General features: G+C 71.1%; 20 protein-coding genes. 5 read left to right on the top strand and 15 right to left on the bottom strand.

Going from position 1 to position 24,452, the window contains the following annotated elements:
* Positions 1-134: 134 nt before the first annotated feature.
* From FFT21_RS16880 to FFT21_RS16870, 3 genes are all read left to right on the top strand, one after another.
* Positions 135-566 carry a class I SAM-dependent methyltransferase gene (locus FFT21_RS16880; RefSeq protein WP_192909587.1) on the top strand — a complete coding sequence of 144 codons (432 nt, stop codon included), beginning with the start codon at positions 135-137 and terminating at the stop codon, positions 564-566.
* A 237-nt stretch (positions 567-803) separates the two neighbouring features.
* Entirely contained in the window at positions 804-1,172 is a 369-nt protein-coding gene (locus FFT21_RS16875) for a DUF4232 domain-containing protein (RefSeq protein WP_137814839.1), read from the top strand.
* Between the two features lie 247 nt (positions 1,173-1,419).
* Positions 1,420-2,028 carry a DUF6230 family protein gene (locus FFT21_RS16870; protein WP_137814838.1) on the top strand — a complete coding sequence of 203 codons (609 nt, stop codon included), beginning with the start codon at positions 1,420-1,422 and terminating at the stop codon, positions 2,026-2,028.
* Here FFT21_RS16870 and FFT21_RS16865 read toward each other — a convergent pair.
* Both FFT21_RS16865 and FFT21_RS30555 read right to left on the bottom strand, forming a co-directional pair.
* Entirely contained in the window at positions 2,025-2,681 is a 657-nt protein-coding gene (locus FFT21_RS16865; RefSeq protein WP_137814837.1) for a hypothetical protein, read from the bottom strand. The two genes, FFT21_RS16870 and FFT21_RS16865, sit on opposite strands and share 4 nt — an antisense overlap.
* Before the next feature lie 110 nt (positions 2,682-2,791).
* Positions 2,792-3,766 (bottom strand): DivIVA domain-containing protein, encoded by a 975-nt coding sequence (locus FFT21_RS30555; RefSeq protein ID WP_137814836.1) that lies wholly within the window; start codon positions 3,764-3,766, stop codon positions 2,792-2,794.
* A gap of 977 nt (positions 3,767-4,743) precedes the next feature.
* Between FFT21_RS30555 and FFT21_RS16855 the strand changes: the two genes are divergently transcribed.
* Entirely contained in the window at positions 4,744-8,055 is a 3,312-nt protein-coding gene (locus FFT21_RS16855; RefSeq protein WP_137814835.1) for a MurT ligase domain-containing protein, read from the top strand.
* Between the two features lie 41 nt (positions 8,056-8,096).
* Here the strand turns inward: FFT21_RS16855 and FFT21_RS16850 are convergent, their stop codons facing one another.
* Positions 8,097-9,281, bottom strand: a complete 1,185-nt coding sequence (locus FFT21_RS16850; RefSeq protein ID WP_137814834.1) for a MarP family serine protease — start codon at positions 9,279-9,281, stop codon at positions 8,097-8,099.
* Positions 9,282-9,568: 287 nt separating this feature from the next.
* Here FFT21_RS16850 and FFT21_RS16845 point away from each other — a divergent pair, with 287 nt between their 5' ends.
* Positions 9,569-9,916 carry a hypothetical protein gene (locus FFT21_RS16845; RefSeq protein WP_225978480.1) on the top strand — a complete coding sequence of 116 codons (348 nt, stop codon included), beginning with the start codon at positions 9,569-9,571 and terminating at the stop codon, positions 9,914-9,916.
* 129 nt (positions 9,917-10,045) lie between these two features.
* Here the strand turns inward: FFT21_RS16845 and FFT21_RS16840 are convergent, their stop codons facing one another.
* The 12 genes from FFT21_RS16840 to FFT21_RS16785 all read right to left on the bottom strand — a co-directional run bounded on the left by FFT21_RS16840 (position 10,046) and on the right by FFT21_RS16785 (position 24,450).
* Complete coding sequence (locus tag FFT21_RS16840; protein ID WP_137814833.1) at positions 10,046-10,783, bottom strand: TIGR03943 family putative permease subunit; 738 nt, start codon at positions 10,781-10,783, stop codon at positions 10,046-10,048.
* Entirely contained in the window at positions 10,780-11,697 is a 918-nt protein-coding gene (locus FFT21_RS16835; protein WP_192909593.1) for a permease, read from the bottom strand. The genes FFT21_RS16840 and FFT21_RS16835 overlap by 4 nt, the downstream gene beginning before the upstream one ends.
* Before the next feature lie 328 nt (positions 11,698-12,025).
* Positions 12,026-13,924, bottom strand: a complete 1,899-nt coding sequence (locus FFT21_RS16830; protein WP_137814867.1) for a twin-arginine translocation signal domain-containing protein — start codon at positions 13,922-13,924, stop codon at positions 12,026-12,028.
* Complete coding sequence (locus FFT21_RS16825) at positions 13,921-15,006, bottom strand: glycoside hydrolase family 172 protein (RefSeq protein ID WP_137814832.1); 1,086 nt, start codon at positions 15,004-15,006, stop codon at positions 13,921-13,923. The genes FFT21_RS16830 and FFT21_RS16825 overlap by 4 nt, the downstream gene beginning before the upstream one ends.
* An 87-nt stretch (positions 15,007-15,093) precedes the next feature.
* On the bottom strand, positions 15,094-16,500 hold the full coding sequence (locus FFT21_RS16820; RefSeq protein WP_137814831.1) for a sugar porter family MFS transporter: 1,407 nt from the start codon (positions 16,498-16,500) through the stop codon (positions 15,094-15,096).
* A 255-nt stretch (positions 16,501-16,755) separates the two neighbouring features.
* Positions 16,756-17,871: an MCE family protein gene (locus FFT21_RS16815; RefSeq protein WP_137814830.1), complete on the bottom strand. Its 1,116-nt coding sequence runs from the start codon at positions 17,869-17,871 to the stop codon at positions 16,756-16,758.
* The gene (locus tag FFT21_RS16810) at positions 17,868-19,037 is read right to left on the bottom strand and encodes an MCE family protein (RefSeq protein ID WP_137814829.1); all 1,170 of its coding nucleotides are present in this window, start codon (positions 19,035-19,037) and stop codon (positions 17,868-17,870) included. Before FFT21_RS16810 ends, FFT21_RS16815 begins: the two co-directional genes overlap by 4 nt.
* Positions 19,037-20,251, bottom strand: coding sequence for an MCE family protein (locus FFT21_RS16805; RefSeq protein ID WP_225978479.1), 1,215 nt, complete (start codon positions 20,249-20,251; stop codon positions 19,037-19,039). The genes FFT21_RS16810 and FFT21_RS16805 overlap by 1 nt, the downstream gene beginning before the upstream one ends.
* Complete coding sequence (locus FFT21_RS16800) at positions 20,248-21,264, bottom strand: MCE family protein (RefSeq protein ID WP_137814828.1); 1,017 nt, start codon at positions 21,262-21,264, stop codon at positions 20,248-20,250. The genes FFT21_RS16805 and FFT21_RS16800 overlap by 4 nt, the downstream gene beginning before the upstream one ends.
* Positions 21,261-22,289, bottom strand: coding sequence for an MCE family protein (locus FFT21_RS16795; RefSeq protein ID WP_137814827.1), 1,029 nt, complete (start codon positions 22,287-22,289; stop codon positions 21,261-21,263). Before FFT21_RS16795 ends, FFT21_RS16800 begins: the two co-directional genes overlap by 4 nt.
* Positions 22,286-23,614, bottom strand: a complete 1,329-nt coding sequence (locus FFT21_RS16790; protein ID WP_137814826.1) for an MCE family protein — start codon at positions 23,612-23,614, stop codon at positions 22,286-22,288. Before FFT21_RS16790 ends, FFT21_RS16795 begins: the two co-directional genes overlap by 4 nt.
* A complete protein-coding gene (locus FFT21_RS16785; RefSeq protein WP_137814825.1) occupies positions 23,611-24,450 on the bottom strand; it encodes an MlaE family ABC transporter permease in 840 nt (279 codons plus the stop codon). The genes FFT21_RS16790 and FFT21_RS16785 overlap by 4 nt, the downstream gene beginning before the upstream one ends.
* Between the last annotated feature and the right edge of the window lie 2 nt (positions 24,451-24,452).

Genomic DNA, 24,452 nt, shown 5'->3' with positions numbered 1-24,452 from the left:
GGAGATCCGGGTGGGGGAGCGACGGTGAGCAGTTGCGCCACAATGTCAAAACGCAGGCCGTGCTGGGCAGGGGTGGGAACACGACGATGACTCGAGGAGCGAGGACCGACGCGTACAGCACCGGACCCTTCAGCATGGACGAGCTGACCGAACTGGATCGGCTACGGTTGCTCGAGCGGGTCAAGGACCCTGACACGATCGCGTTTCTCGAATCACTTCCTCTCCGTGACGCCTGGCGGTGCCTCGAAATCGGCGCTGGCGCAGGGTCGGTCGCCTACTGGCTTGCCACCAGGTGCTTGGAGGGTCATGTTGTCGCGGCCGATATCGATACGCGCCACCTCGATCCGCGGCGGGTGTCCAATCTGGACGTCCAGGAAGTGGACATCAACTCCCATCATTTCGCCCCGTCATCCTTCGAACTCGTGCACACGCGCGCGGTGCTCTGCCACGTCCCCGCCCGCGAGGAGGTCATCGCCCGCGCCTTCGAGTGGCTCACCCCGGGCGGCTGGCTGGTCGTGGAGGACGTCTACACCCTCCCGGTGGGCTCGAGCCCCTACCCTGCGTGAATCGCTACGCTGCCGCCGCCGAACAGGCCGCACGACGGCGCGGTGCGGACATGGCGTGGGGAAGCCGGCTTCCCGCTCTCCTGGCACAGCGCGGTTTCGTCAACATCGCGGCGGAAACGAAGCCACGGCTGATCGGAGTGGGCGGGCTACCGGACGATCTGTGGCGACTCAACCTCACGCAGGCCGGACCACATCTGGTCAGGGACGGGTTGCTGACCCGCGACGAACTCGACGAGTGTGTCCGCCAATATTGGCAAGGCGAACTGTGTCCTGTCAGGCTTCCCGGGGGTGTCCTTCGTCGCGCCAGGAAACGGCGAGCAGGTCGGCGCGCCCGCGGGGCACGATGGTCCTACCGGGCCGCAGGTCACCCTGGCACCCGGGCAGATGGCCTCCGCGATTGTGCGGGTCGCCAGCACGGAAAACTATCCGGCCAGTGACTGCAATCCCGTCGCGGTGGCTGGTTTCCGGGTCTACCCGCCGGACGACACCGCCGCCATGTTCGTGCGGTTCGATTCGGGCGATGTCACCGCATGCGGCAACACCAGGATCCCGGGAGGTCCGCAGCTCTCGGTGCAGGCCGTCAAGCCAGGGTCCGGGAACGGGTGAGCGGGCGGGCGGGCTGCTCGAGGACGGCGTCGAGGTACGCGCCGTGTTCGGCGTTGACCGGGTTGAGCGCGCCCTGTCGCCGCGCGGTGTCGGTGGCGCCGCCGAGGCCGGGACCGCGCGAGATCGATAACCGTGCGCATGGGTGGGCTGACGGCGACGCCCCGGGCGGGTGATTCCTTCGGCGAGCGCAGGCGCCGACGACGGTTTCCTGCGGAGACTGCGAGGGACGACTTCAGGGGGGAAGATCGTGGTCGAGGCAACGGGAACACAGGGCGGGCGGATCCGCTGGCGGCGCTTTCTCGCGGTATTCGCCGCAGCGGTGATCAGCGCGGGCGGGCTGATGTTCGGCATGGCCCGGGGTGCCCTCGCGGTGTCCTTCGCCGTCGCCGGCATGCCGTTCAAGGTCAGCGCGGACCTCCTGCAGGGCTTCGGGTTCGTCACGTTCGGCGCGGTCGACCGCGAGCTGACGGGCCGGCTGCATCCGGTGCAGGTCAACGCGTTCCGGCAGGTCACCCTCTACGGCTTCTGCCAGTCCATCGTCACCCCGCACGTGCCGTTCATCGGTGACGTCACGCTGCTCACCACCGCGCCGTCCTCGACGGGCGTCAACCTGGTGACCGACCTGGAGTTCCTCGCGGGCGACGTCACCTACAACAACGTCGACGTCAACATCGACGCCAGCACGGTGTTCAAGGGTCCGCCGGGGGTCCGGGGAGTACCCGGAACCTCAGGCGCGCAGGCCAACGCGGTGACCGTGCGCAATCTGCGCAACGTCGCCTGGGCGACCACCGCCGGGACGTTGCACCAGCCCGGCATGGTGACCAGGGTTCTGATCGGCCGCCACGAGTGCTTCTAGACGCTGTCCTTGGCTTGGCGTGGCGCGTCGGCGGTCGGTACGGTCGCCCGCGCCTTCGGTGGTAGGCGCAGGCCCAGCGCGGCGAGGTGGGCGGCGGCGAGCTTTTCGGTCACGGCGGTCTCCCCGCGATGCCAGGCCGCGGCCGGCTCAGCGCTGATCGCCAGCAGCCGGCGTGCCGGCAACGCGGTCAATGCGCGCAGGGCCAACAGTTCCGGATCCCGCTCGCGCATCAGCTTCGCCGCGCCGGCCGCGCGGGCGTAGCGCAACCGCCGGGGGAGCCACCACCACAGCACCGGGACCACCCCGAACACGACCACCGCCGCCGCGAGCGCCACGGCGCTGTCGTCGACCACGGCGATCTGCCGCTGTCCGGCGTCGATCATGACCTGCCCGGCGTCCGCGCCGTGGCCGAGCGCATCGGAGAGCGGACCGCCCACCAGGGGTACCTTGCCGGCGTGCTGCGCCGTGCTGGTGAAGGTGTGTTGCAGATCGGCGCCGGCCTGGGTCAACCGCAGCCCGGGATCACGCAGGCCCAACACCCAGTCCCGCACCTGAATCGCGGCCCAGCACGAGACGGCCAGCCACGCCACGACGAGCGCGTCCGCCACCGCCTGCCCGGCGACGCGAAACGGCCGCTCCGCATAGAGGTTCATGGCGCCCGAGTGTCGAGCATCGAAACGCACCCCGACACCCCGCGAGCCGACCGACGCGTACCTCACCCTGGCGCGCCACGGCCGCGGCCGGGTGCGTGCCGGCTGATCGGTCAGGCGTGCCAGCGGTGCACCACGTCGCCGCCGAGGTGGTCCTGGACCAGGTCCAGGAGTGTTTCCACCTCGTTCTGGTCGTAGCCGCCCTGCTCCGGTGGCACCTCGTGGAACCGGACGTCGTGCACGTCCTGGGCGGTGAGGGTGTCCTGGCCGGCCAGCGTGGCTTCGACGCGGTCGAGGAACGCGTCGACCTCGTCCGCGTCGTAGCCGCACTGACCCAGCGGCGGCCGGTGAAACCGGACGTTGCGGATCGCTTCCGGGGTCAGCGGTGGCGGGGTGGCTTCCGGCGGCGCCACCGGTGGCGTGGGTGGGGCGGGCTGCTCGAGGACGGCGGCCACCAGGGCGAGAAATTCGGTTTCGGTGTAGCCGGGCCGGCCCGGTGGCGGAGGGTTGAAGGTGGCGGTGAGGACATCCTCGGCGGTGATCGTGTCCCCACCGGCGAGGGTGGCGCGGACCCGGTCCAGGAGGGCGTTGACCTCGTCCCGATCGTAGGTCGCCGCCGCTGAGCGGCGCCGGATGGCCGCGGCGTGATAGACGTCCCGGGGGTCCGGTTCCGATGGGCGACGACCGGGCTGCGGGGTTGGCGACGCCTGCCGGAACACCCTCGACGCGTCGCGGCCCGATCGCGGTGTGTTCCCGGGCGCGGACGCACTCGCCCGCATCGATGGTCGGGTGGGTTTGTCCGCGGACCGGGTGAGCCGTTTGAGGCTGTGCGCGGCCAGGACGAGGAACGCCGTCACCCCGGCCTGGCCGTAGCCGCGGTTCCCCGGCGCTGGCGGTGGGAAGGCGGCGGTGAGTACCTCGTGGGCGGTGAGGGTGTCCTGGCCGGCCAGGGTGGCGTGGATCCGGTCCAGGAACCGGTCGACCTCGTCGGCGTCGTAGGCCGGTTCTCCCTGGGACGGGCCCAGGAAGGCGACGTTGTGCATGTCCCCGGCATCCCACGGGGGCGGATCCGTCCGTGGCCGGGTCATCGGTGGTGCCTGCCGGGACGATTCCGGCGCGTGACCTCGCGGTGACGGGAGCGCCGACCCGATGTGGCCGCCGGGCGCTCGTCGTCGCCGCGCGTGCCGGGTGGGGCCGCGCCGAATCTGATGCCGCGGACATCCCTCGGGGTCAGGGTCACCGTGCGTTCCTTCCCGCGGGTTCTCGCGCGACCGCGATCGCGTGGCCAGGGCGCGCCAGATGCGCCCGGGTCACGTCCCGCGGCACGGCGCCCCGCCACCACGATCGCGGGGCCTGGCGGCCGGTGAGCGTCATGCGGAACCGGCCCAGCGACCACGGGCCGCCAGGCCCGTGCGAGCGGCCGGTGCGGCGACACACGGGACGGACCGCACGGGCTGGCCGCATGACGCGAACGCCCGCAGAAACACGGCGCGTGACATGGTCGCGTTGGCTCACGCGGCTTCGCGCACGCATGAGGGAGCCTCCCTCGCGCCGGTACGCTGGAACAGCGCCCGCGTACGCGGCGGGAACCGGCGGGCCCCCGACTGCCCGTCCTACGTTGCTTCGGTCAGCTTGGTCGATGGCATGTTGCCGCATCAGGTGACGCCGTGCAAAGCCCGGCCATGCCGTGGAAACCGGTGACGCGGATCCTTCTCGGTTCTGCCCCCGGATCTGATGCGCACGCACACCGAGGGTCTTTCTCATGAGGACGGTGTTGCGACACACGGGTGCCGGCTCCGCGGGCGCCTTACCAGGAGCGACCGGCCGAGTACCCGTTCGACAGTGTGGGGAATCACCGGGTCGCCCGGCCAGCCGGTTGGGGGAGAATGCCCGCCGGGCCGACCGGCCACCCGCCACCTGCTGCCGATGACGAGGGACTGGATTGCTCACCGCGGCCGACAGAGAGTCGTTCCATCAGCGCCTGAGTGTTCGTGCTTCGGCGGCGATCGCGCTGGGGCAGGCGGCGTCCTGGCTGTCCCGCCGGACCGGCCGGGGCGACGGAGCCATGATCGGCGGTCGTGTCGCGCTGGCGCTGGACTCCGGAGTGCTGCGCCAACTGTCCCGCGGCCGCCGGATCGCGCTGGTAACCGGCACGAACGGCAAGACGACCACCAGCCACATGATCACCGCGGCGCTGCGCGCCCACCACGGCCGCGTGGCGAGCAACCACACCGGCGCGAATATGCCGGACGGGCACGTCGCCGCGCTGGCCGCTGATCGCGGCGCCGAGCACGCCGTACTGGAAGTCGACGAGTTGCACCTCCAGCAGGTCGCCAACCAGGTCGCCCCCGCGGTGCTGGTGCTGCTCAACCTCTCCCGCGACCAACTCGACCGCGCGGAGGAGATCCGCCGGGTGGTCCACCGGCTCGCCGCCACCGTGGCCGATCATCCGCGGGCGGTGGTCGTGGCCAATGCCGACGACCCGAACATCGTGCTCGCCGCCGCCGCGGCGCAGCGGGTGGTCTGGGTGGCCGCCGGAGCGGTGTGGCGGGCCGACGCCACGGTCTGCCCCCGCTGCGCGCGGACCCTCTCGGTCCGGGAAGATCACTGGTGGTGCGAGTGCGGCCTGGCTCGACCGACTCCCACCTGGACGGTCGTCGATCCGGACGGCGACCCGGCGTCCATCACCACACCGGAGGGCACCCGGCTCCCACTGCGGTTGCGCCTGCCCGGGGCGGCCAACCGCGGCAACGCCGCCATGGCCATCGCCGCGGCCACCACCCTGGGTTGTCCCGCCGCCACGGCCGCCGCAGCCGTGGGTGAACTGGCCGACATCCGCGGCCGCTACCGTACGATCGCGTTCGGCGGCCGGCCCGCGCGGCTGCTGCTGGCGAAGAACCCCGCCGGCTGGCAGGAGACGCTCACCGTCGTTGCCGGTCACGAACGGCCGCTGGTGCTGGCCATCAACGCCCGCGAGGCCGACGGCCTGGACACCTCCTGGCTGTGGGACATCCCGTTCGAACGGCTCCGCGGGCGGCACGTCGTGGCCAGTGGGGAACGTGCCACGGACCTGGCCGTGCGGCTGCGCTACGGCGAGGTGGCCCACCACGTCGAACCCGACCCCGTCCGTGCCGTCGCCGCCGCGGGTGGTCCGATCCCCGACGTCATCGCCAACTACACCGCCTTCGCGGCGCTCGTCGGGAAGGGCGACCCCGTCGCCGACGGCGGGCCGGGGGAACCGCGCGGTGACTCCTCCGCCTCCGCTCCGCCCGCGGACCCGTCCAGCCTGGCGACCCAGCCGCTGGACCGGCGCCGGCTCGGCCGCTCCCTCGGCGCGGACGCCTCGCGGCGGGCGGCGGTGTGGCGATGGGTGCGCCGCACGTGCTACCTGGTCACCGCCGCGGTGATCCTGGCACCGCTGATCGCCTTCGTCATCGGCTACGTCGCCTGGGACGTGGCCAGCCCGGAAAGTGTCGCGCGCGGCACCGCCCAGACCGTGGTGCTCACCTACGCGGACAACTCGGAACTTACCCGCATCGTGCCCACCTCCGGGAACCGCACCATGGTCCGCGACGTCGACCGCGAGGTCTCGAAGCCGATGCGGGACGCCACCCTCGCCGCCGAGGACCCGACCTTCTACCAGAACCCGGGATTCGACATCGTCGGCATCCTCCGTGCCGGCTGGGCCCAGCTCACCGGCGGCTCCGGCGGAGGTTCGACGCTCACCCAGCAGTACATCAAGCTGTCCACCGGCAACGACCAGCACACCTACACCCGCAAGTTCAAGGAGATCGTGCTGGCGTTCAAGATGAACCGGCAGCAGTCCAAGGACGACATTCTCAAGGCCTACCTCAACACCGCCTACTACGGGCGCGGCGCCTACGGCATCGTCGCCGCCGCCGACGCGTACTTCCACAAGCCGCCCGGCGAGCTCGATCCCAGCGAGGCGGCGGTGCTGGCCGGCATGGTGCAGCAACCCACCGACAACGACCCGCGCGTCAACCCGGAGCAGGCACTGCGCCGCTGGACCTACGTCGCGGACCAGATGGCGCGCTACCACTTCGTCACCGCGGCGGAACGCGCCGCGATGCGGCCACCACCGACCCAGGACCCGGCCGCGCGCGAGGGGAACCTGACCGCCACCCAGTACGACATCCGCCGGCAGGTCCTGGCCGAACTCGCCCGGAACGGCGTCACCGAGCGAGATCTGCAGCAGCATGGCTACACCGTGGTCACCACCCTGGACCCGCGCGCGCAGCGGGCCGCCGAGGACGCCGTCAACCAGGTCCTGCAGGGCCAGCCCGGCAACCTCCACCCCGCCCTGGTGGCCGTCGAGCCCGGAACCGGCGCCATCCGCGCCTACTACGGCGGCGGCGGGAGTCCGGGCGGGTTCGACTACGCCGCCGCACCGCAGCAACCGGGCTCGGCGTTCAAACCGTTCGTGGCGCTGGCCGGACTCGAGCAGAACCGCGGCCTCGGCGAACTCTATGACGGGTCATCGCCGCAGACGATCGCCGGCGCGACGTTCGCCAACAACCCGGGCGTGCGGTGCGACGACCCGCCACACTGCAGCGTGCGCGAGGCGATGACCAAGTCGGTCAACACCGTCTTCGTCAACATGGCCGTCCAGTTCGGACCGGTCAGGGTCGCCCAGGCCGCCTACCAGGCGGGCATTCCCCGCGAGATCAACGGCACACCCACCCTGCGGAGCCCCGACGGCAGCGTCGAGGCCGGCATCGCCCTGGGCATGTACCCGGTGCGCACCATCGACATGGCCGCCGCCTACGCCACCTTCGCCGCGGGCGGGATGCGCAACCCGGCCCGGTTCGTCGCCAAGATCGTCGACCACGACGGGCGGACGGTGCGCGCCTTCGGTGCGCAGCCGCAGGCCGCGTTCGACCCGGGCGACCCGCGCCGCAACGCGAACCTGGCCGCCAACGTGACCGACTCCCTGCTCGACGTCGCGAACCATTCGCACATCGCCCTCGGCGGAGGCCGGCCCGTCGCCGGGAAGACCGGAACCCACCAGTACGGGCGCGGGGACAGCCCCGACAACGAGAAGGCCTGGATGGTCGGCTACACCCCGCAGATCTCCACCGCCGTCTCGATCAGCGCCGGCGACGCGGAACACCCCGTGCTGCCGGTCCGCGACGCGGGCGGCAACCCGGTCTACGGCGCCAGCCTCCCCGGCCACATCTGGCAACGGTTCATGGACGCCTACCTGGCGGCCCAACCCGTCCTCGCCTTCCCGCCGGCGCAGCCGATCGGCCAGTTCTACCCGCCCGCTCCGCCACCACCGCCGGCACCGCCGCCGCCCGGGCCGCCGCAGGACAAACCACCGAAACCGCGGCCGCCGCACCGGCACGGCGGCGGGTAGCGGGCGGAGGCGGCAGGCTGGCCCGAGCCCGACGCCGCGGATCAGCCTGCGCAGCCGCCGGTGGACACGCCCTGGCTGGCGTTCGGCGCGGCGGCCGTGGCGGCGGCGACCTGCTGCTCGGTGAGCACGAACCCGGTTTCCGGGTCGTCCACCGCCGCGCCGAACACCACACCCAGCACGTTGCCCTGCGGGTCGATCAACGGGCCACCGGAGTTCCCGCTGCGCACGGTGGCACGGACGGTGTAGACGTCGCGGGTGACCGTGTTGGCGTCGTAGATGTCCGGTCCGCGCAACTGGATGCGTTGCCGCACCCTGGCCGGCGACGCCGTGTACGGGCCGTCCAGCGGGTAGCCCAGCACCACGCCGCTCGCCCCACCGGCCGCCGGCTGGCCGGCGAAGGGCAGCACCGGCGCGGTCAGACCCGGTACGTCGAGCACGGCCACGTCGACCTCCGGGTCGTCGTACACCACCCGCGCCGGCAGTTCGCCCCCGGCGGCTTCGACCACGGTCCGGTCGGTGCCGGCGACCACGTGCGCGTTGGTCATCACCCGCTGCGGGGCGACGACGAACCCGCTGCCTTCCAGGGCCCGCGAGCAGGACGGCGCGCGGCCACGCACCTTGAGCACGCTGGGCCGCACCCGGTTCACCACGGCGCTGTTCCGCAACGCGGTGTCCGGCGGGCCGACGTCGGTGATCGGGGTCCGGGCGAACGGGTCCACCGCGGCCGGGAAGCCGGAATCGTTGAGCAGCCGCCGCAGGTCAGCCGGCAGTTGCTGAACCTGCCGCGGCATCAGCGAGTTGACCGTGGCGAGCACCCGCGAGTCGTTGATCGACGTGGCGAGACCGGGCAGCCCCACCACCGACGTCAGCGGAAGGGCGACCAACCAGGCCACCACGAACACGACGAGGCCGTGGACGACCGCGCCGAGGGCGTTGTCCACGCCGGTCAGCGGAGTTCGGTTGACGCCGCGCTTGATCGCCGCGCCGATCGACATCCCCAGCGTCTCGCCCAGCGCCACCAGCAGGACCACCACGCCCACCGCGACAGCCACCCGGGCCGCCGGCCCGGAGAACTGGTTGACGACCAGCGGGGCGAGCCGGATGCCCAGAACCGCGCCGCCCAGCACCCCGGCGAACGCCGGCACCGCGGTCACCATGCCCTGCCGGGCGCCCGAGGCCCCCGCCGCCAGCGCGAGCGCGATCACCAACAGGTCGACCCAGTTCACCCGTCACCTCCGCACCCGCTGCCAATTCTTATCGGAGCGCTGGCGGCGCGCTCCCGCGATCTTCGAGGTCCTGCCAATCGGGAACGTCTCGAACTGGTGGTCACATTACGTCAATGCCCGACCCGTGGGGACGCGGTGGGTGGCGCGATGTCAACAAGCCACACGATGTCCGCGTTCCATGCCAAATGAGCGCATCGTCCCCGCCGGCACCGCCTGGCCGCCGAGGCGATCGATGGATTGACCAGGTGTCCTGGTCAATGCGGCTGGTGGTTGTCACAATGCCGCGCATGAGTTACCGCGGTTACAACGACACCGATCCCCGCCTCCACCCCGGCTATGGCCGCGAATCCCGCCGCGAGCAGGGTGGTGAAACCCTGGCCCGCGTCATCAACGTCGTGGTCGGGCTGGTCACCACGGTTTTCGTGCTGCACGTCGTGTTCGTGGTCGCCGGGGCCAACAAGCACAACGGGTTTGTCTCACTGGTGCACCAGGTGGCCAAGGCGCTGGTGTTGGGCTTCGGGGACGTGTTCACTCCGGACGACGCCAAGATCGGCGTGGTGTTGAACTACGGCTTGGCCGCCATCATCTACGCGGTCGTCGGGCAGTTGATCGTGCGGGCACTGCGGCGGCGTTGAACAACCACCCGGAGCAAGCGCCACGGCGGCACGGGCAGCACTCGATCCCATGAATCCGGGTGGTTTCTCGGAACGTGGTCAAGAATGCTCATGGGGTGTTGCCTCGACATCAGCGGGGAACCGAGCGCGTCAACTGCCCCAGGTTTCGTACGGGTCGGGCGGGGCGGGGACCGGCCGTGCCTGCCGGACGTCGATGAACGGGATGGCGCCGTTGTTGACGGGATCCCTGGCCTGTTCGGTGGTGTAGGTGCCGACGACTTCCAGCCAGGTGTCGGGTTGCAGTACGGGAGGCACCTGCCCGGTGAGCCCGATCTTGACGGGTTGCGCGTCGGCGGCGCAGCAGTTGAGGAGCATCCGGACCAGGTAGGGCGTGCCGCCGCTGTCGAACGCGACGAAGCCGGTGACCTTGACCGGACGGTCGCCCAGGGAGCGTCCGTGGTCGTAGACCGCTCGGCCGGCGTAGTTGAGCACGCTGAGCTGGACCGGATCGCCGGCGGGCAGCGTGGGGAAGCCGAACGGTCGCTGGAGGGCCGTGCCGGCGCGCATGGCGCTGTAGGAGTCCAGTGCCGGTGGGGCGACCAGGATGAGCGCGAACAGCGGCAGCAGGAGTAGCCAGGAGACTCGTGGTTCACGGTGGCCGTGGCCGCCGTGCTGCCCACGCCCGGACTGGCCGTCCCGGGTGGCGCGCGGCCGGCGCCAGTCGTACCAGACGGTGGCGGCGGCGGCGATGACCAGGATGATGCCGGCGGTGAGCAGCAGCGGGCGCAGCCCCACCTTGACGTAGCGCAGGTAGAGGTCGGTGAGGCTGGCGCGCAACACCGCCCCGCCGACGAGGAGCATCAGGACGGCCTGCGCCTGCCGGCTCACAGCAGCACCACCCCGGCGAGCGCCGACGCGGCGACGGCCAGGGCGAAGGTGACGGGCGCGAACCGCAACGCGAAGCCGCGGCCGAACGTGGCGGCCTGCATGCCGAACAGTTTCAGGTCGATCATCGGTCCGACGACGAGGAAGGCCAGCCGGGCGGTCAGGGAGAACTGGGACAGCGACGCGGCCACGAACGCGTCCGCTTCGGAACAGATCGACAGCAGCACCGCGAGGACCCCGAGGGCCAGGATCGACACCACGGGGTTGCCGGCCGCGGCGTGCAGCCAGCTTGCCGGGACCACGGCCTTGAGGGTTGCCGCGGCCATCGCGCCGCCGACCAGGAAGCCGCCGGCGTGCATCACGTCGTGCCGCACTGAGCCCCAGAACGCCGCCGGTTTGCTGAGGCCGTCGAAGGACGGGTGGGCCGGTGGGCGCAGCCATTCGGTTCGACCCAGCCGCTGCCACAGCCAGCCCATCGTGCAGGCCACCAGCAGGCTGGCCGCGAACCGTGCCAGCACCATCCGCGGGTTGCCCGGAAAGGCGACGGCGGTGGCGGTCAGCACGACCGGGTTGATCGCCGGGGCGGACAGCAGGAACGCCAGCGCGGCCGCGGGGGTGACGCCCCGGCGCACCAGCGCACCGGCCACCGGCACGGAGGCGCACTCGCAGCCGGGTAGCACCGCCCCGGCCATCCCGGCGACCGGCACCGCCATGGCTGGCCTGCTCGGCAGCGCGCGGGTGAAGAACGACGGGGGAACGAACACCGCGAGCAGCGCCGACAGCAGCACGCCGAGGACCAGGAAGGGCAGGGCCTGGACGACCACCGCCACGAACACGGTCATCCAGTTCTGCATCACCGGGACGGACAGCGCCCGGCGGATCGGGCCCTGCACCTGGAACGCCAGGAGCAGGACCATGGCGAGTACGAACACCGAATCGAGCCTGCGGACCGGCCGAGCGTTCCGGGCGCGGTGGGCCACCCGGGCCGGGGCCACGTCGGTGGTGGTGGTCACGGGGAGGTACCTCCGGTCGGGAAGGGCTTTCGTGGGCGGGTTAGCTTCCACCTCCAGCAGGTCGACTCGGGCGGCACTTCGCACGGCCGCACGAAGATCAACGCACCGGACGGCCGTACGGTTCACCGCGGGCGTCGCCTCCGCGCGGCCACAGGTCCGGGTCGGGTTACCCGGCCCGGAGCGGGCGTGGCGGGGCGACGGCGAACTCGACCCGGATCCGGGTCCGGTGGCGCTACCGGGGTGGCCGGCCGTCGAAGTAGACGGCGAGTTCGGCGATCGAGGTGAAGGTGGCCGACCCGCCGGGGACTCCGCAGACGCGGATGCCGTCGCCGCGGGCCTCGGCGAAGGTCATCGTGTAGGTCCGGTAGCTGCCGGCGGTCCGGTCGTGCGGATAGCCGGGGCTGATCGTCAGGTCGGCGACGTCCACCCAGCGCGTCCCCTGCCTGACCTGCACCATCGGTCCGTGGGCGAACCATCCGCCGTCCGGGAACATGTGGCCCGTGGTGTAGACGACCCGGTCCATGCGGTACTCGCGGGGCCAGGTGTAGCCCCAGAAGTCGAAGGTCTTGTGGGAGCAGTCGAAGCTGTCCTCGCCGAGGTTCGTGGCGCAGTCGTTGTAGTAGCCGCCGTGGCCGTAGTGGGCGCACTTCTCGATGGGTGTCGTGCCGCACCCGCGGGCGAGGTTGCAGCCCGGGTCGGGCGGGTTCGGCGGGCAGCCGGGCTGGCGCGGGGCGACGTGCAGGCGACGCAACGAGAACGTGTAGTTCGGAGCGCCGCAGCCGACACCGAGGAACCAGTTGGACTGTAGCCACATGTCGCGGCCGTCGGCGCTGACGAACTTGGACGGGATGGTGCAGGCGTAGCCGCCGTTCTTGGGTCCGGGGCACGGGGCGGCCTGCGGCGCCGGGCCGGTGCGGCGCGGGATCGGGTGGCCGAACGGGTTGGGTATCACCTGGATCTCCGCGGCCGGGCCGTACCACGGGTAGGCTCCCGCGTCCCTGGACATGAACAGCCGCCACGGTCCCCACGGGGCCGGAGCCTCGTAGAACTCGAACGTGTACTCCGTCCACGAGGTGTAGAGGTACCGGCGCAGCGGCGCGTTGTAGAGAACGCCTCCCTGGGAGAGCACCGTGAAGTTGGCGCGCCCACCACGGCAGAAAACGTCCGGGTAGAGCCTTCTGGGATCGTGCAGAACGGCGACGCGGTCGTCGATGCGCGGGCTCCATCGCGGCTCGCCGGACGGTGCCGTGCCGGCGAAGAACTCCCACGCCTGGCGGCACTGGATGGCCGCCCTGGGCACCCGGGCCAGGTACAGGCTGGTGGGCGACGGCACGGTGTTGCTGTAGGAGCAGCGCCAGTTGTGGTCCAGCCCGTACGCGTAGACGTACCGCGCGCCGTCCGCGCCGAGAACCCTGGCGTGCCGCTGGCTCCTGCCGAAGTCCAGGAACATGATCGTGGTGAACACGTGGCCGGTGAACATCGGCTCGCGGGTCTTCCGCCACGTCCGCCCGTAGTCGTCGGACCGGCAGATGCTGGCGTTGGGCGCGTCGTCGAACGCCACGTTCGCCGGGGCGCGGCGAAGGTCCTGGACGGCGAGGTACAGCTCGTCGCGGCCGTCGCAGTTCCCGTCCACGGCCACCATTCCGGTGGGCTTCCGGTTGTAATAGCGGCGGTCGGCGTACACGTTCGCGATCTGGTCGCCGGCGGCCAGGCGTTCACCGGTGATGCCCACCTCCGGCGTGCCCATGATGCGGTTCACCACGATGTCGGACATCGGCCCGGTCCCGAAACCCTGACCGTCGCCGTTGGCGGCGTAGACGTTGTCGTCGTCGGCCCAGCACGACGGCCACAGGTCGCCGGTGCTTTCGGTGGCATAGCTCGCCGCGTACTCGGTGAACGCGGTGGCGAAGAAGGCGCTGTCCGGGTCGCGGTGCCGCGCGGCGACCCGGTCGGCGGGCCGGCGGAGCGCGAGGGCGTTGCCGGCGGGCGGCGCCGCCCTCGGTGCGGACGGCGGGAACACCGCCGCCGCCCCGGCGGTCGTCGCCGCACGCAGGAAATGCCGGCGGGTGACGCCGCCCGCCGAGGTTCCGCCCGCGGCGGCGGCCGGGCGTTCCTCCTGACCGGTGCTCATCGGCCCCGGGGGATGCGCTCGTCGACCGGGGCGAGCGCGAACGGCTGATGTGGTTCGGACTGGTACCAGTAGGCGGTCGAGGAGTAGTCGTCGCCGCGCTTGTTCGCGTGGCCGTGCTCGATGGTGACCCGGATGGACCGCTGGAACGGGACGGGATCCTCGATGTGGAACCGGTAGAGGCTCACCTGCCCGCTCCAGTTGTCGCCGCCGGTCAGGGTGATGCCGTGGTAGGGGGCGTGGTAGGACTGGCTGGGGCACCAGGCGGTGTTGAAGTAGTCCTCCGTTCCGGTTCCGTGCAGGGTGGGTGGCCACTCGTCGCCGTCGATGAAAATCATGTCGTCGCCCTCGCCGTACCAGTTCCACTGCTGCGTGTCCCGCAGGTTGTGGATGTTCAGCACGCATCCGACGTAGTGGCCCCGGCCCTGCGCCTCGAGGATCGTGTAGTTCCCGGCGCCGTCGGTGTTGGTGCCGGAAAGCTGGAACTCGGCGTTCGTCTGGCTGCCCTGCTCCGCCCCGGAACACGGGTTGGCCCGGCGCCACTGGGCGTGGAACCGGCCGATGCCCTCCTCGAGTTCGTCGAGTTCCTCGTAGTCGACGTAGTAGTAGAGGAAGACCCGCTCCTCGGTCATCTCGCTGGCGACCTCGATGCGGGCGCCGGTGGCGAACGGCATGTGGAAGAAGCTGTTGAACCCCTTGCCGTCCTCCGGGCTCATCTGCAGCGGCGCCGACACGAAGTTCGTCGTCCGGGCGTGACCGACGCCGAAGAAGTCGCCGAGCGGGACGTTGATGCTGGGATGCGGCTCGCCGTCCCAGAACGCCCGCAGCACCAGCCGGCGGAGGTAGTCGGGTTCGCGCATCCACGGGTCGCGCGTCATCCGCTCGTTCGCCAGCGTCATCCACAGGTGCGTGACGGTGCCCGCGCCGTCGATGGCCGCCAGCGTCGCGGTCTCGCCGGGTTCGAGGGTCACCCGGTCGTCGTTGCCGCCGGTGCGGTCCCAGCTCGACGCGCGCCGGCGCCGGGTGCTGCGCAGGCGGGGCAGGTCGCGCAGGCTCGATCCGTGCGGCCCGTACCTGACGGTCATGGTGGCTAACCTCCCGGCGAAACCGGTGTGCTGTCGGTGTTCGCGGGCGCTCGCGCGCCTGCGGTGCGGTGCGCCGGGCTGCCCGGCTCACCGGTCCTCGCGGGGTGGCGGCCTTCCCGGGCGCAGCCGGGTGGCGGCCCGGAAGCTGATCTCCAGCGACTCCAGGCTGCGCTGCTTGGTCTCGGGCACCACCCACCAGACGATCGGGAAGATCGCGACACCGGCGGCGGCATAGGCGACGAACACCACCCCGGCGCCGGCGAGCGCGGTGAAGGTCGGAAAGGTGAGCGACACGAAGAAGTCCGTCAACCAGTTGAACAGGGTCGCGACGGCCATCGCCGTTCCCCGCAGCGCCAGCGGAAAGATCTCCGCGAGCACCACCCACAGCACCGGGCCCCACGTCGCGGAGAAGGTGTTGGTGAAGACGACGAAGGCGGCGACCGCGACAGCGAACAGCGCACCGGAGTGGGCCGGCAGTACCAGCGCGGCGGCACCGACCGCGAACAGGCTCGCCGACATGCCCACCAACCCGGCGAGCAGCACGGGTTTGCGGCCCCATCGATCCACGACCTTGGCCTGCACCATGACCGCGATGGTCCCGATGTTGACCAGCCCGTTGAGGAAGGTGAACAGCAGCGCGGTCAACTTGGACAGGCCGAAGCTCTCCAGCACCGACGGTGCGTAGTAGACGATGGTGTTGATCCCGGTGATCTGCTGGAAGACGGCCAGCATGGCGCCGAGGACGAGCAGGCGGCGCACCCAGCGGGCGCGCAGCCGGACCGCGGCGCCGGCCTCGGTACGTTGCCGTTCCAGCGCCACGATCTCGGCGAACTCGCGTTCGGCCCGGTCGGGGTCACGGCGAAGCTGGCGGAGCAGGGCGCGGGCGCGCTCGGGTTGCCCGCGGCGGACCAGCGAACGCGGGGTGTCCGTGACGGTGAGCATGCCGGCCACCAGCACCACCGCGGGGAAGACACCGATGAGGAACATCCACCGCCACGACCCGGTGAACGCCAGCAGGTAGCCGATCCCGGCGGCCAGCGCCGTCCCCACGATGATCATGTACTGGTTGAGGGAGGTGATCGCCCCGCGGACGTCCGCGGGGGCCATCTCGGCCAGGTAGACCGGGACCATCACGGACGCGATCCCGATACCGAGCCCGAGGATGAACCGGAACAGCACCAGAACCGGGACCGTCGGCGCGGTGCCCGCGCCGAGCGCGCCGACCGTGAACACCACGCCGGCGAGCAGCAGGGTGCGCTGGCGTCCCTGGTGGTCGGCGACCGGACCGCTGCCCAGCGCGCCCACCATGGCGCCGATCACCGTGGCGCTGACGACCGTGCCCTTCAGCAACGGGGTCAGCGGCAACTGCTCCGGAATGAACAGGATGGCGGCCGAGATGATGCCGTTGTCGTAACCGAACAGCACGGCCGCCAGCGCAGCCAGCGCGTAGGCGCGGCGGGTGCTGTCCCGGCCCCGGGCCGCCGGGACGCTCATGCATACCTCCGCTCTCGGCACGGGACCCGCGACGCCGACCGCCGTGCCGGCGGAAAGCGGTCGCGTCGTGGAGTCGAACTGCCACGGAGTGTCGCGCGCGCCGGCCGGCCGCACAGGGCGGTCCGGCGAGAACAACACGATCCGGGGGCGGACGCTGCCCGAAGGGCCACCGCGGCGCCCACCCGTTGGTGTATCCCCGGATGGGCACGCCGCGACGGGCCGGGTCCGGCAGCGCCGCGCCCGCGTCCGGCCCGGCTAGTGCGGCGGTCGACCGGGCGAGTTCTGTGCCCCTCGGACGTCCGTCGGGCTTCCCGGTGGTTCGGCGCAGTAGGCGAGGTTGTTCGCCGGGGCGGGCGCGGTGTCGGTGCCGGTGCGCTGGTGGGTCTGCTCGTAGCCGTGGACGCAGGCGTACGGGTCGAACGAGTTGAGGACCATCCCGAAGTGCGCGGTGCCGTCGCCCGGCGCCACCGTCTTGGCGCCCGCGGTGACCACGGGGTAGACGACCAGGGTTTCCTCGACGCCGGCCAGGCGGACCTTGTAGACGTTGGCGACGGTCAGCAGGTTCGCGAACAGCACGCCCAGGTTCGGCCCCGACTCCCGGAGCAGGTCGCTGATCTGCTGTGCCGCGCCCGGGGCGGCGGCGATGACGCGCCGGTAGTCCGGGTCGGAGGTTTTCAGTTGCTCCGCGAGCAGTCGCATGTCGTGGCTGAACGACTCGATGTCACGGGACTGGGCCCGCTGGGTGTCCAGCACGGTCCTGCTGTTGGCGATCAGGTCCCTGGTCTGCGGTAGCTGGTCGACGGCTTCCTCGGTGTAGGACGAGCTGCTGTCCAGCAGGGTGGCCAGTTGGGTGCGGGTGTTGGTGAAGGCGGTGCCCAACTCGTCGACGACGGTGCGCAGCGACTCGGTGGGCACGCTGGTGACGGTGCGGTCCAGGTGGGACAGCAGGTCCTCCGGCGGCAGCGGGATCGAGGTGCGGTCGCTGTGGATGACCGAGCCGTTGCGCAGGTACGGGCCGGCCGCCGTGCGCGGGCGGAGGTCCACGTACTGCTCGCCGACGCCGGAGCGGTTGGCGACAACGGCGTCCGTGTCGGCGGGAATCCTGGTGCCGGTGCTGTCGATGTCGAGTTCGACGTCCACTCCGGACTTGCTCAGCCGCAGCGGCCCGACCCGGCCGACGGTGAGGCCGCGGTAGGTGACCTCGGCGTTGGTGAAGATGCCGCCGGAGTCGGTGAACTGTGCGGTGACGACGTAGCCGCGGGGCCCGAACAGGCGGTCCAGCCCGGCGTACCTGCCGCCGACGTAGGTGACGCCCACGACGGCGATCAGCGCGAACACGATGATCTGGACGCGGACCTTCCTGGCGATCATCTAGTGCCCCCGAGCAGGTTGCCGAGCAGGTCGCCGGGCTGGCCGGGTGGCGCCGGCAGCGGTGGGACGCCGGGTGCCGGTGAGCCGGGCAGCGGCAGCGGCGGTGGCGCCGCGGCCGGTGGCGGGCCCTTCGGCGCGGCGGGCCCCTGGCTGCCCGAGGCGAGCAGGAAGTCGACGATGCTGTCGAAGTCCGCGTCGAGCTTGACCGCCAGGTTGGCGTAGTCGCCCTTGATGATGTTCACCGAGTAGTCGGTGAACGGGTAGGTCACCAGCATCTGCAGCGACTTGGGCAGGTTGTCGCCGGCCTCGGCCAGCTTCCCCAGGATCGGGCTGAGCGCCTTGAGGTTGGCGACGGTGTCGTCCCGGCTCCGGTTCACGGTGTCCACCGCGACCTGCGACAGCCGGTCCATCGACTGCAGCATGGTGACGAACTCGCCGCGCTGCTCGTTGAGCACCTTCAGGCCGGGGCCGAGGTTGTCCAGCGCGGTGGCGATGTTGCGGTTCTGCCCGGACAGCGACGCGGACAGCCGGTTGAGGCCGTCGATGGCGCGGACGATCTCGCCCTTCTGCCGGTCCAGTTCGCCGGTGAAGCGGTCCAGGTTGGTGTTCAGCTCACGCAGGTCCGCCTCGTTGCCGCCGAGGGCCCGGTTGAGTTCCTGGACGATGTTCTGGATCTGGCCGATGCCGCCGCCGTTGATCAGCATGGACAGCGCGCCGAGGACCTCCTCGACCTCGGGGTTGCGGTTGGTGCGGTCCAGCGGGATGCGGGCGCCGTCGGAAAGCCGGCCGGGCGCCGGCTTGGCCGGGTTGGCGAGTTCGACGTACTTCTCGCCCAGCAGGCTGGACTGCCGCAGTTCCGCGGTGGCGTTGGGAGCCAGGGCCACGCCCTCGTTGACCTCCATGACGACGTCGGCGGTCCAGCCGTCCGGTCCGGTTCGGACGGTGGCCACCTTGCCCACGGCCACGTCGTTGACCCTGACACTGGCCTGCGGCACCAGATCCAGCACGTCGTGGAACTCGGCGGTAACCCGGTACGGGTGCGGCCCGAGGTCGGCGCCGCCGGGCAGCGGCATGTCGTAGATGCCGGCGAACCCGCCCTGCCCGCACGCGGTGAGCGCGAGCACCAGCACGGGCAGAAGGGTGGCCAGCGTGCGCCCGCGCCCCATCAGCGACCACCCCGCCCAGCGGTCTGGCCGCCCATGTTCAGCACGTTCACCAGTGGCAGGGGCAGGGGTGGCGGCTTGCCCTGCTGCATCGCGCCGACCACGTCCGCGGGGGAGGGCAGCGGCGCGGCCCCGTTGATGACCGGCGCGAGTCGCCGGCACGCGTCGGTGAGCACCGGCGGAACCGGTTTGGTCGGGGGCGCCGCCTGCAGCAGCTTGCAGACCAGCACGATCGGCGGGTTGGTCAGCTCGTTGATGTTGCTGCGGGTCTGCAGGGTCTGCGACGCCGCGTCGTAGGTGTTGGCCAGGTTGGACAGGCCCAGCGGAGCGTCGTCCAGCACCTCGGCCAGCGCGGCCCGCTGGTCGACCAGCACCTTCGTCACTCCGGCCAGGTTGTCCACGTTGGACTTGATCTGGTCGCGGTTGTTCCGGATGAACGCCTGGACGTCCTCCAGCGCCGGCCCCAGGTCGTGCAGCGCCCTGCCGAGGTCGCCGCGCTCGCCGGCGAGAAAGCGCATCGCGTCGGCGAACTGCTGGTTGAACTGCCGCACCTGCCCGTCGCTGTCGGCGAGTGCCTTGTTGAACTTCTGCAGATGGTCGATGGTGCCGAACCAGTCCTCTTTGGAACCCGACAGGGTGCTCTCCGCCTGGCCGAGCTGGATGATCATCTGGTGGATCGCCTCGCCGTTGCCGCGCAGGTTCGCTGCCTCGACGGTGAGCGCGTCGGACAGCGCTCCCTTGCTGTTGGCACCGTTCGGGCCCAGCGCGGTCATCATCCGGTCGAGGTTCTTGTTGATGTCGTCGAGTTCCAGCGGCGCGGCCGTGCGGTCCAGCGGAAGCACCGTTCCGTCGGTCATCCGCGGGCCGCCGTCGTAGGGCGGGGTGAACTGCACGTACCGGTCGCTGACCAGGCTGGGCGCCACCGCGACGGCCTTCGCGGTGGCCGGCACCGGGACCTTCGGGTCCAGCGTCATGTCCACCCGGACCTGCGGGCCCTGCGGGGTGACCCCGGTGACCGTGCCGATCGGCATGCCCAGCACCCGCACGTCGGAACCCGCGTAGAGGCCGATCGACTCGGGGAAGTAGGCGGTGACCCGGGTACCCGACGGGCGGGACAGCACCCACCACACTCCGGCGGCCAGCAGCAGGACGACGACCGCGGCGAACGCCACGGACCGCGCGAACGCGCCGTGGAAGGAGATGACCGGCCTGCTCACCGCTGGCCTCCTCCCGCGATCGGCGGCTGGCAGCCCTGCTGGTTGACCCCGACCGGCCCGGCCTGCGCCATGGGCGGGAACTGCCCGCAGATGTAGCTGTCGAACCAGCGGCCGTTGCCGACCGTGTTGGTGAACAGCCGGGTAAACGGGGCGAGGCCGGCCAGCCCGCGGGACAGGCTGTCCTGGTTCGCGTGCAGCATCGCGGTGATCTGGTCCAGCTTGGCCAGCGCGGGCTGGAGCTGGCCGCCGTTGTCGGCCACCAGGCCGCGCAGTTGCGTGGCGAGTTGCTCGGTGCCCTGCAGCAGCCTGGTGATGGCGTCCTCCCGGAAGCGGATCTCCTCCAGCAACTGGTTTCCGTCGGCGAGCAGCTTCTGGAACCGCTCGCTGTGGTCGGCGAGAATCTGGCTGACCTGGTCGGTGTCCTGCAGCAGGTGGCGGATCTCGTCGTCGCGGGAGGCGATCGTCGCCGACATGGCGGACAGCCCGCGCAGCGCGTCGCCGACCTCCTGCGGGCTGTCCCGGAAGGTGTCCGCCATGACCTGGAAGCTCTGCGCGAGTTCCTGGGTGTTGATCTCGCCTTCGGCGCGGCCCACGTCGTTGAACGCCGCCATGACGTCGTAGGGCGCCTCGGTGCGGTCCAGCGGGATGGGAGTGTCCGGGTCCAGCGGGCGGTCACCCTTCGGGTCGAGGGCGAGGTATTTCTGCCCGAGCAGGGTCTTGATCTCGATGGACGCCCTGGTGCGGTCACCCAGCCACGCGCCGTCGACCCGGAAGTCGACCCGGATGTGCCTGCCTTCCAGCGCCATTCCGGTGACCTGACCGGCCTTCACCCCGGCGATGCGCACCTCGGCACCGCTCTTCAGGCCCGCGGCCTCGCTGAACTCGGCGCTGTAGGTCCGCCCGCCGATCAGCGGCAGGTCCTGGAAGTAGAACGCACCCAGCATCACCGCGGTACACAGCAGCAGGCAGATCGCGCCGACCGTGACCCGGTTCGCTTCCCGCAACCGCTTCATGGCTGGCACCTCGCGGGCATCGGTTGGCTGTTGTCCAGGGGGAGGCGCATGCCGAGGCTGGATATCCCGACCTCGCCGGTGGTGCGGCAGAGGAAGTAGTTGAACCAGCCGCCGTAGCTGGCCGTCCGGTTGATCGTGTTCAGCTTGTCCGGCAGGAACTGCACGAAGTGCTGTACCACCGCCTTGCTGTCGTCGAGGTTCTTCGACAGCGCGCCCAGGTTGGCGATGTCCTCCCGGAGCGCGGGGCGGCTTTCGGCGAGCATTCCGCCGGTGACCTGGTTGAGCTGGCCGATGCCGTCGATGGCGTCGCCGATCGTCCTGCGGTCGGCGGCCAGGCCGGACACCAGTTCCTGGGTCTGGGTGAGCACGGTGGACATCTCGTCGCCGCGTGCGTTGATGGTGTCCAGCGCGCTGTTCAGATTGTTGATCACCTGGCCGATCACCTCGTCGCGGCCGGCGATGGTGGACGTCAGCGAGGCGATGTGGGCCAGCAGGCTCTTCACCGTGCCGCCCTCGCCCTGCAGCACCTCGATGATCGACTGGGACAGCTTGTTGACGTCCTGCGGGGACAGCGCACGCAGCAGCGGCTTGAACCCGTTGAACAGCACCGTCAGGTTGAGCGCCGGCCGGGTCTGCCGCAGCGGGATGGTGCCGCCCTCGGGCAGCGTCGCGTTCACCGGTCCCGGCCCCTGGCCGAGCGCGATGTAGCGCTGGCCGATCAGGTTGCGGTACCGGACGGCGGCGGTGGCCGTCGCGGGCAGTTTCCGCTTGTCGAACAGGCTGAACCGGACCTCGGCCTGGCTCCGGTCGGCGATGCGGATGGAGTCCACCTGCCCGACCTTCACCCCGGCGATGCGCACGTCGTCGCCCTCGTTCAGGCCGGTGACGTCGGTGAACCGGGCCGCGTAGTGGGTGGCGGGGGTGAAGGCCGTGTTCGCGATCGTGACGGCGAGCAGCCCGGTGGCCGCCAGGGTGACCACGATGAACACGATCAGCTTCGTCAGCGAAGGGCGGATCGACCTCACTGCACGGTCACCTCCGCTCCCCGGTACAGCGGCCCGAGTAGCAGGCACCCCCAGGACGGCACGTCATCCGGCGACACGTCCAGCGCGGGCGCCACGAGCACGGCCACCAGCCGCTGCTCGGCCGGCGAGTTCGCCAGCGGGGCCGCGGCCGGCGCCGTGGACGAGGGTGCGGTAAGGCCCGGCTGGCTCGGGCGTGGGTTCGGCGCCGGCGCCGGGTGCGACGAGCCGTCCCGCACCGGCCCGTCCGGCGGGTACTGGGGCGCCGGGACGGGCGTTCCCCAGCAGCGCGGCCCGCGCCGGTCGTCGTAGCGCGGGGTGTCCTGCCCGGGCAGGTACTTGCCGCGGCTCTGCGCGATCTTGACGGTGAGGTGCAGCACGCCGGGCTCACTGGTGCCCTTGCCGGCGATGCGGTCCGTCTCCGGGATCGAGGCCACGATGTCGTGCAGCAGGCAGGGGTACTCGGGTGCGTAGCGGGCGAGAAGTTCGTTGGTGGGGCGGCTGGCCACGTTCAGCGCGATCAGGTTGTCCTTGTTGGCGCGCAGGAAGGTGTCCATGTCGTTGGATGCGGTGGTCAGGCTCCGGTACAGCCGGTCCAGCCCGGCCCGCTGCTCGGCCACCGTTCTCGCGTTGATCGACATGTCGTGCAGGGCCTGCGCCAGGTCGGGCACCGCGTTGGCGTAGGTCCGCGACACGTCCGCGAGGGCGCTGATGTCGGCCGTCATGTCCGGCAGCGCGGGGTTGAGCCCGACCAGCAGGCGGTTGAGGTCCACCATGGTCTGCCCGAGTTCCTGGCCGCGGCCGTCCAGGGTCATCGAGATCGTGTTCAGCGTGGTGGCCAGCTTCTCCGGCTGCACCGCCTGCAGCAGCGGCATCAGGTCGCCGAGCACCTTCTCCACCTCGATGGAGGTGCTGCTGTGGTCCTGGTCGATCACGTCGCCGCTGGTCAGCGACGCCGGTGCGGACTGGTCGGGCAGCACCAGGCTCACGTAGCGCTCGCCGAACACGGTCTTCGGCAGCAGCCGGGCGGAGACGTTGCGCGGGATGAGATGCGCCTCGTCGGGTCGCAGCGCCAGGTCCAGTTCGGCGCCGCTGCCGGTGGCGCGCACGCTGCGGACCTCGCCGACGATCAGTCCGCGCACCTTCACGTCCGACGGTGGCTGGAGCTGGTTGCCGACGTGGTCGGTGCGCAGCGTCACGTGCACCACCGGCTCGAACACCTTCTTGTACACGGCGACGGTGGAGAGGAGAAACGCGATGAGCACGCTGATGTAGGCGATGCCGATGAGGCGTCGCCGGATTCGCCAGGCAAGGCTGTCCTGGCTCATCCGGCGACCCTCACCGTCGTGGTCGCGCCCCAGATCGCCAGCGTCAGGAAGAAGTCCAGCACGTTGATCGAGGTGATCGCGGCGCGCACCGCGCGGCCCACCGCGGTGCCCACGCCGGCCGGCCCGCCGCGGGCGCGGAAGCCGAAGTAGCAGTGCAGCAGGACGATGACGACGCTGAACAGCAGCACCTTGGCGAAGGAGTACAGCACGTCCTCCGGCGGCAGGAACAGGCTGAAGTAGTGGTCGTACGTGCCGGCGGACTGGCCGTAGAACACCACCGTGATCACCCGGGAGGCGAGGTAGGACGACAGCAGCCCGATGACGTACAGCGGGATCACCGCCAGGAACGCCGCGATCATCCGCGTGGTGACCAGGTACGGCACGCTGCGCACGGCCATCACCTCGAGCGCGTCCACCTCCTCGGAGATCCGCATGGCACCGAGTTGGGCGGTGAACCCGCAGCCCACCGTGGCCGACAGCGCCAGGCCCGCGACCAGCGGTGCCACCTCGCGGGTGTTGAAGTACGCGGTGATGAACGCGGTGAACGCGGACGTGCCGAGTTGGTTCAGCGCGGTGTAGCTCTGCATGCCCACGACGACCCCGGTGAACAGGGTCATGCCCACCATCACGCCGATGGTGCCGCCCAGCACCGCCAGCGCGCCGGTGCCGAAACTCACCTCGGCGAGCAGCCGCGCCGTCTCCTTGGTGTAGCGCCGGACCGTCCGCGGGGTCCACGCAATCGCCTGCACGTAGAACGTGGCCTGGTCGCCGGCCGTGTCGAGGAACTGCAGCGGCCGGCCGAGCATCCGCCGCATGCCGGGGAGCGAACTCGCCATCG

The sequence above is a fragment of the Gandjariella thermophila genome (assembly GCF_005405885.1).
GTDB classification, from domain to species: Bacteria; Actinomycetota; Actinomycetes; order Mycobacteriales; family Pseudonocardiaceae; genus Gandjariella; species Gandjariella thermophila.
The sequence above is the reverse complement of the archived record's forward strand: the minus strand, read 5'-3'. Positions and strand labels throughout refer to the sequence as shown.

Excerpts from the sequence above, each read along its gene's own strand:
- FFT21_RS16880 (WP_192909587.1), top strand. The coding sequence starts at position 135 with ATGGACGAGCTGACCGAACTGGATCGGCTACGGTTGCTCGAGCGGGTC.
- FFT21_RS16865 (WP_137814837.1), bottom strand. The coding sequence starts at position 2,681 with ATGAACCTCTATGCGGAGCGGCCGTTTCGCGTCGCCGGGCAGGCGGTG.
- FFT21_RS30555 (WP_137814836.1), bottom strand. The coding sequence starts at position 3,766 with ATGACCCGGCCACGGACGGATCCGCCCCCGTGGGATGCCGGGGACATG.
- FFT21_RS16855 (WP_137814835.1), top strand. The coding sequence starts at position 4,744 with ATGATCGGCGGTCGTGTCGCGCTGGCGCTGGACTCCGGAGTGCTGCGC.
- FFT21_RS16845 (WP_225978480.1), top strand. The coding sequence starts at position 9,569 with ATGAGTTACCGCGGTTACAACGACACCGATCCCCGCCTCCACCCCGGC.
- FFT21_RS16835 (WP_192909593.1), bottom strand. The coding sequence starts at position 11,697 with ATGGTCCTGCTCCTGGCGTTCCAGGTGCAGGGCCCGATCCGCCGGGCG.
- FFT21_RS16830 (WP_137814867.1), bottom strand. The coding sequence starts at position 13,924 with ATGAGCACCGGTCAGGAGGAACGCCCGGCCGCCGCCGCGGGCGGAACC.
- FFT21_RS16825 (WP_137814832.1), bottom strand. The coding sequence starts at position 15,006 with ATGACCGTCAGGTACGGGCCGCACGGATCGAGCCTGCGCGACCTGCCC.
- FFT21_RS16820 (WP_137814831.1), bottom strand. The coding sequence starts at position 16,500 with ATGAGCGTCCCGGCGGCCCGGGGCCGGGACAGCACCCGCCGCGCCTAC.
- FFT21_RS16815 (WP_137814830.1), bottom strand. The coding sequence starts at position 17,871 with ATGATCGCCAGGAAGGTCCGCGTCCAGATCATCGTGTTCGCGCTGATC.
- FFT21_RS16810 (WP_137814829.1), bottom strand. The coding sequence starts at position 19,037 with ATGGGGCGCGGGCGCACGCTGGCCACCCTTCTGCCCGTGCTGGTGCTC.
- FFT21_RS16800 (WP_137814828.1), bottom strand. The coding sequence starts at position 21,264 with ATGAAGCGGTTGCGGGAAGCGAACCGGGTCACGGTCGGCGCGATCTGC.
- FFT21_RS16790 (WP_137814826.1), bottom strand. The coding sequence starts at position 23,614 with ATGAGCCAGGACAGCCTTGCCTGGCGAATCCGGCGACGCCTCATCGGC.
- FFT21_RS16785 (WP_137814825.1), bottom strand. The coding sequence starts at position 24,450 with ATGGCGAGTTCGCTCCCCGGCATGCGGCGGATGCTCGGCCGGCCGCTG.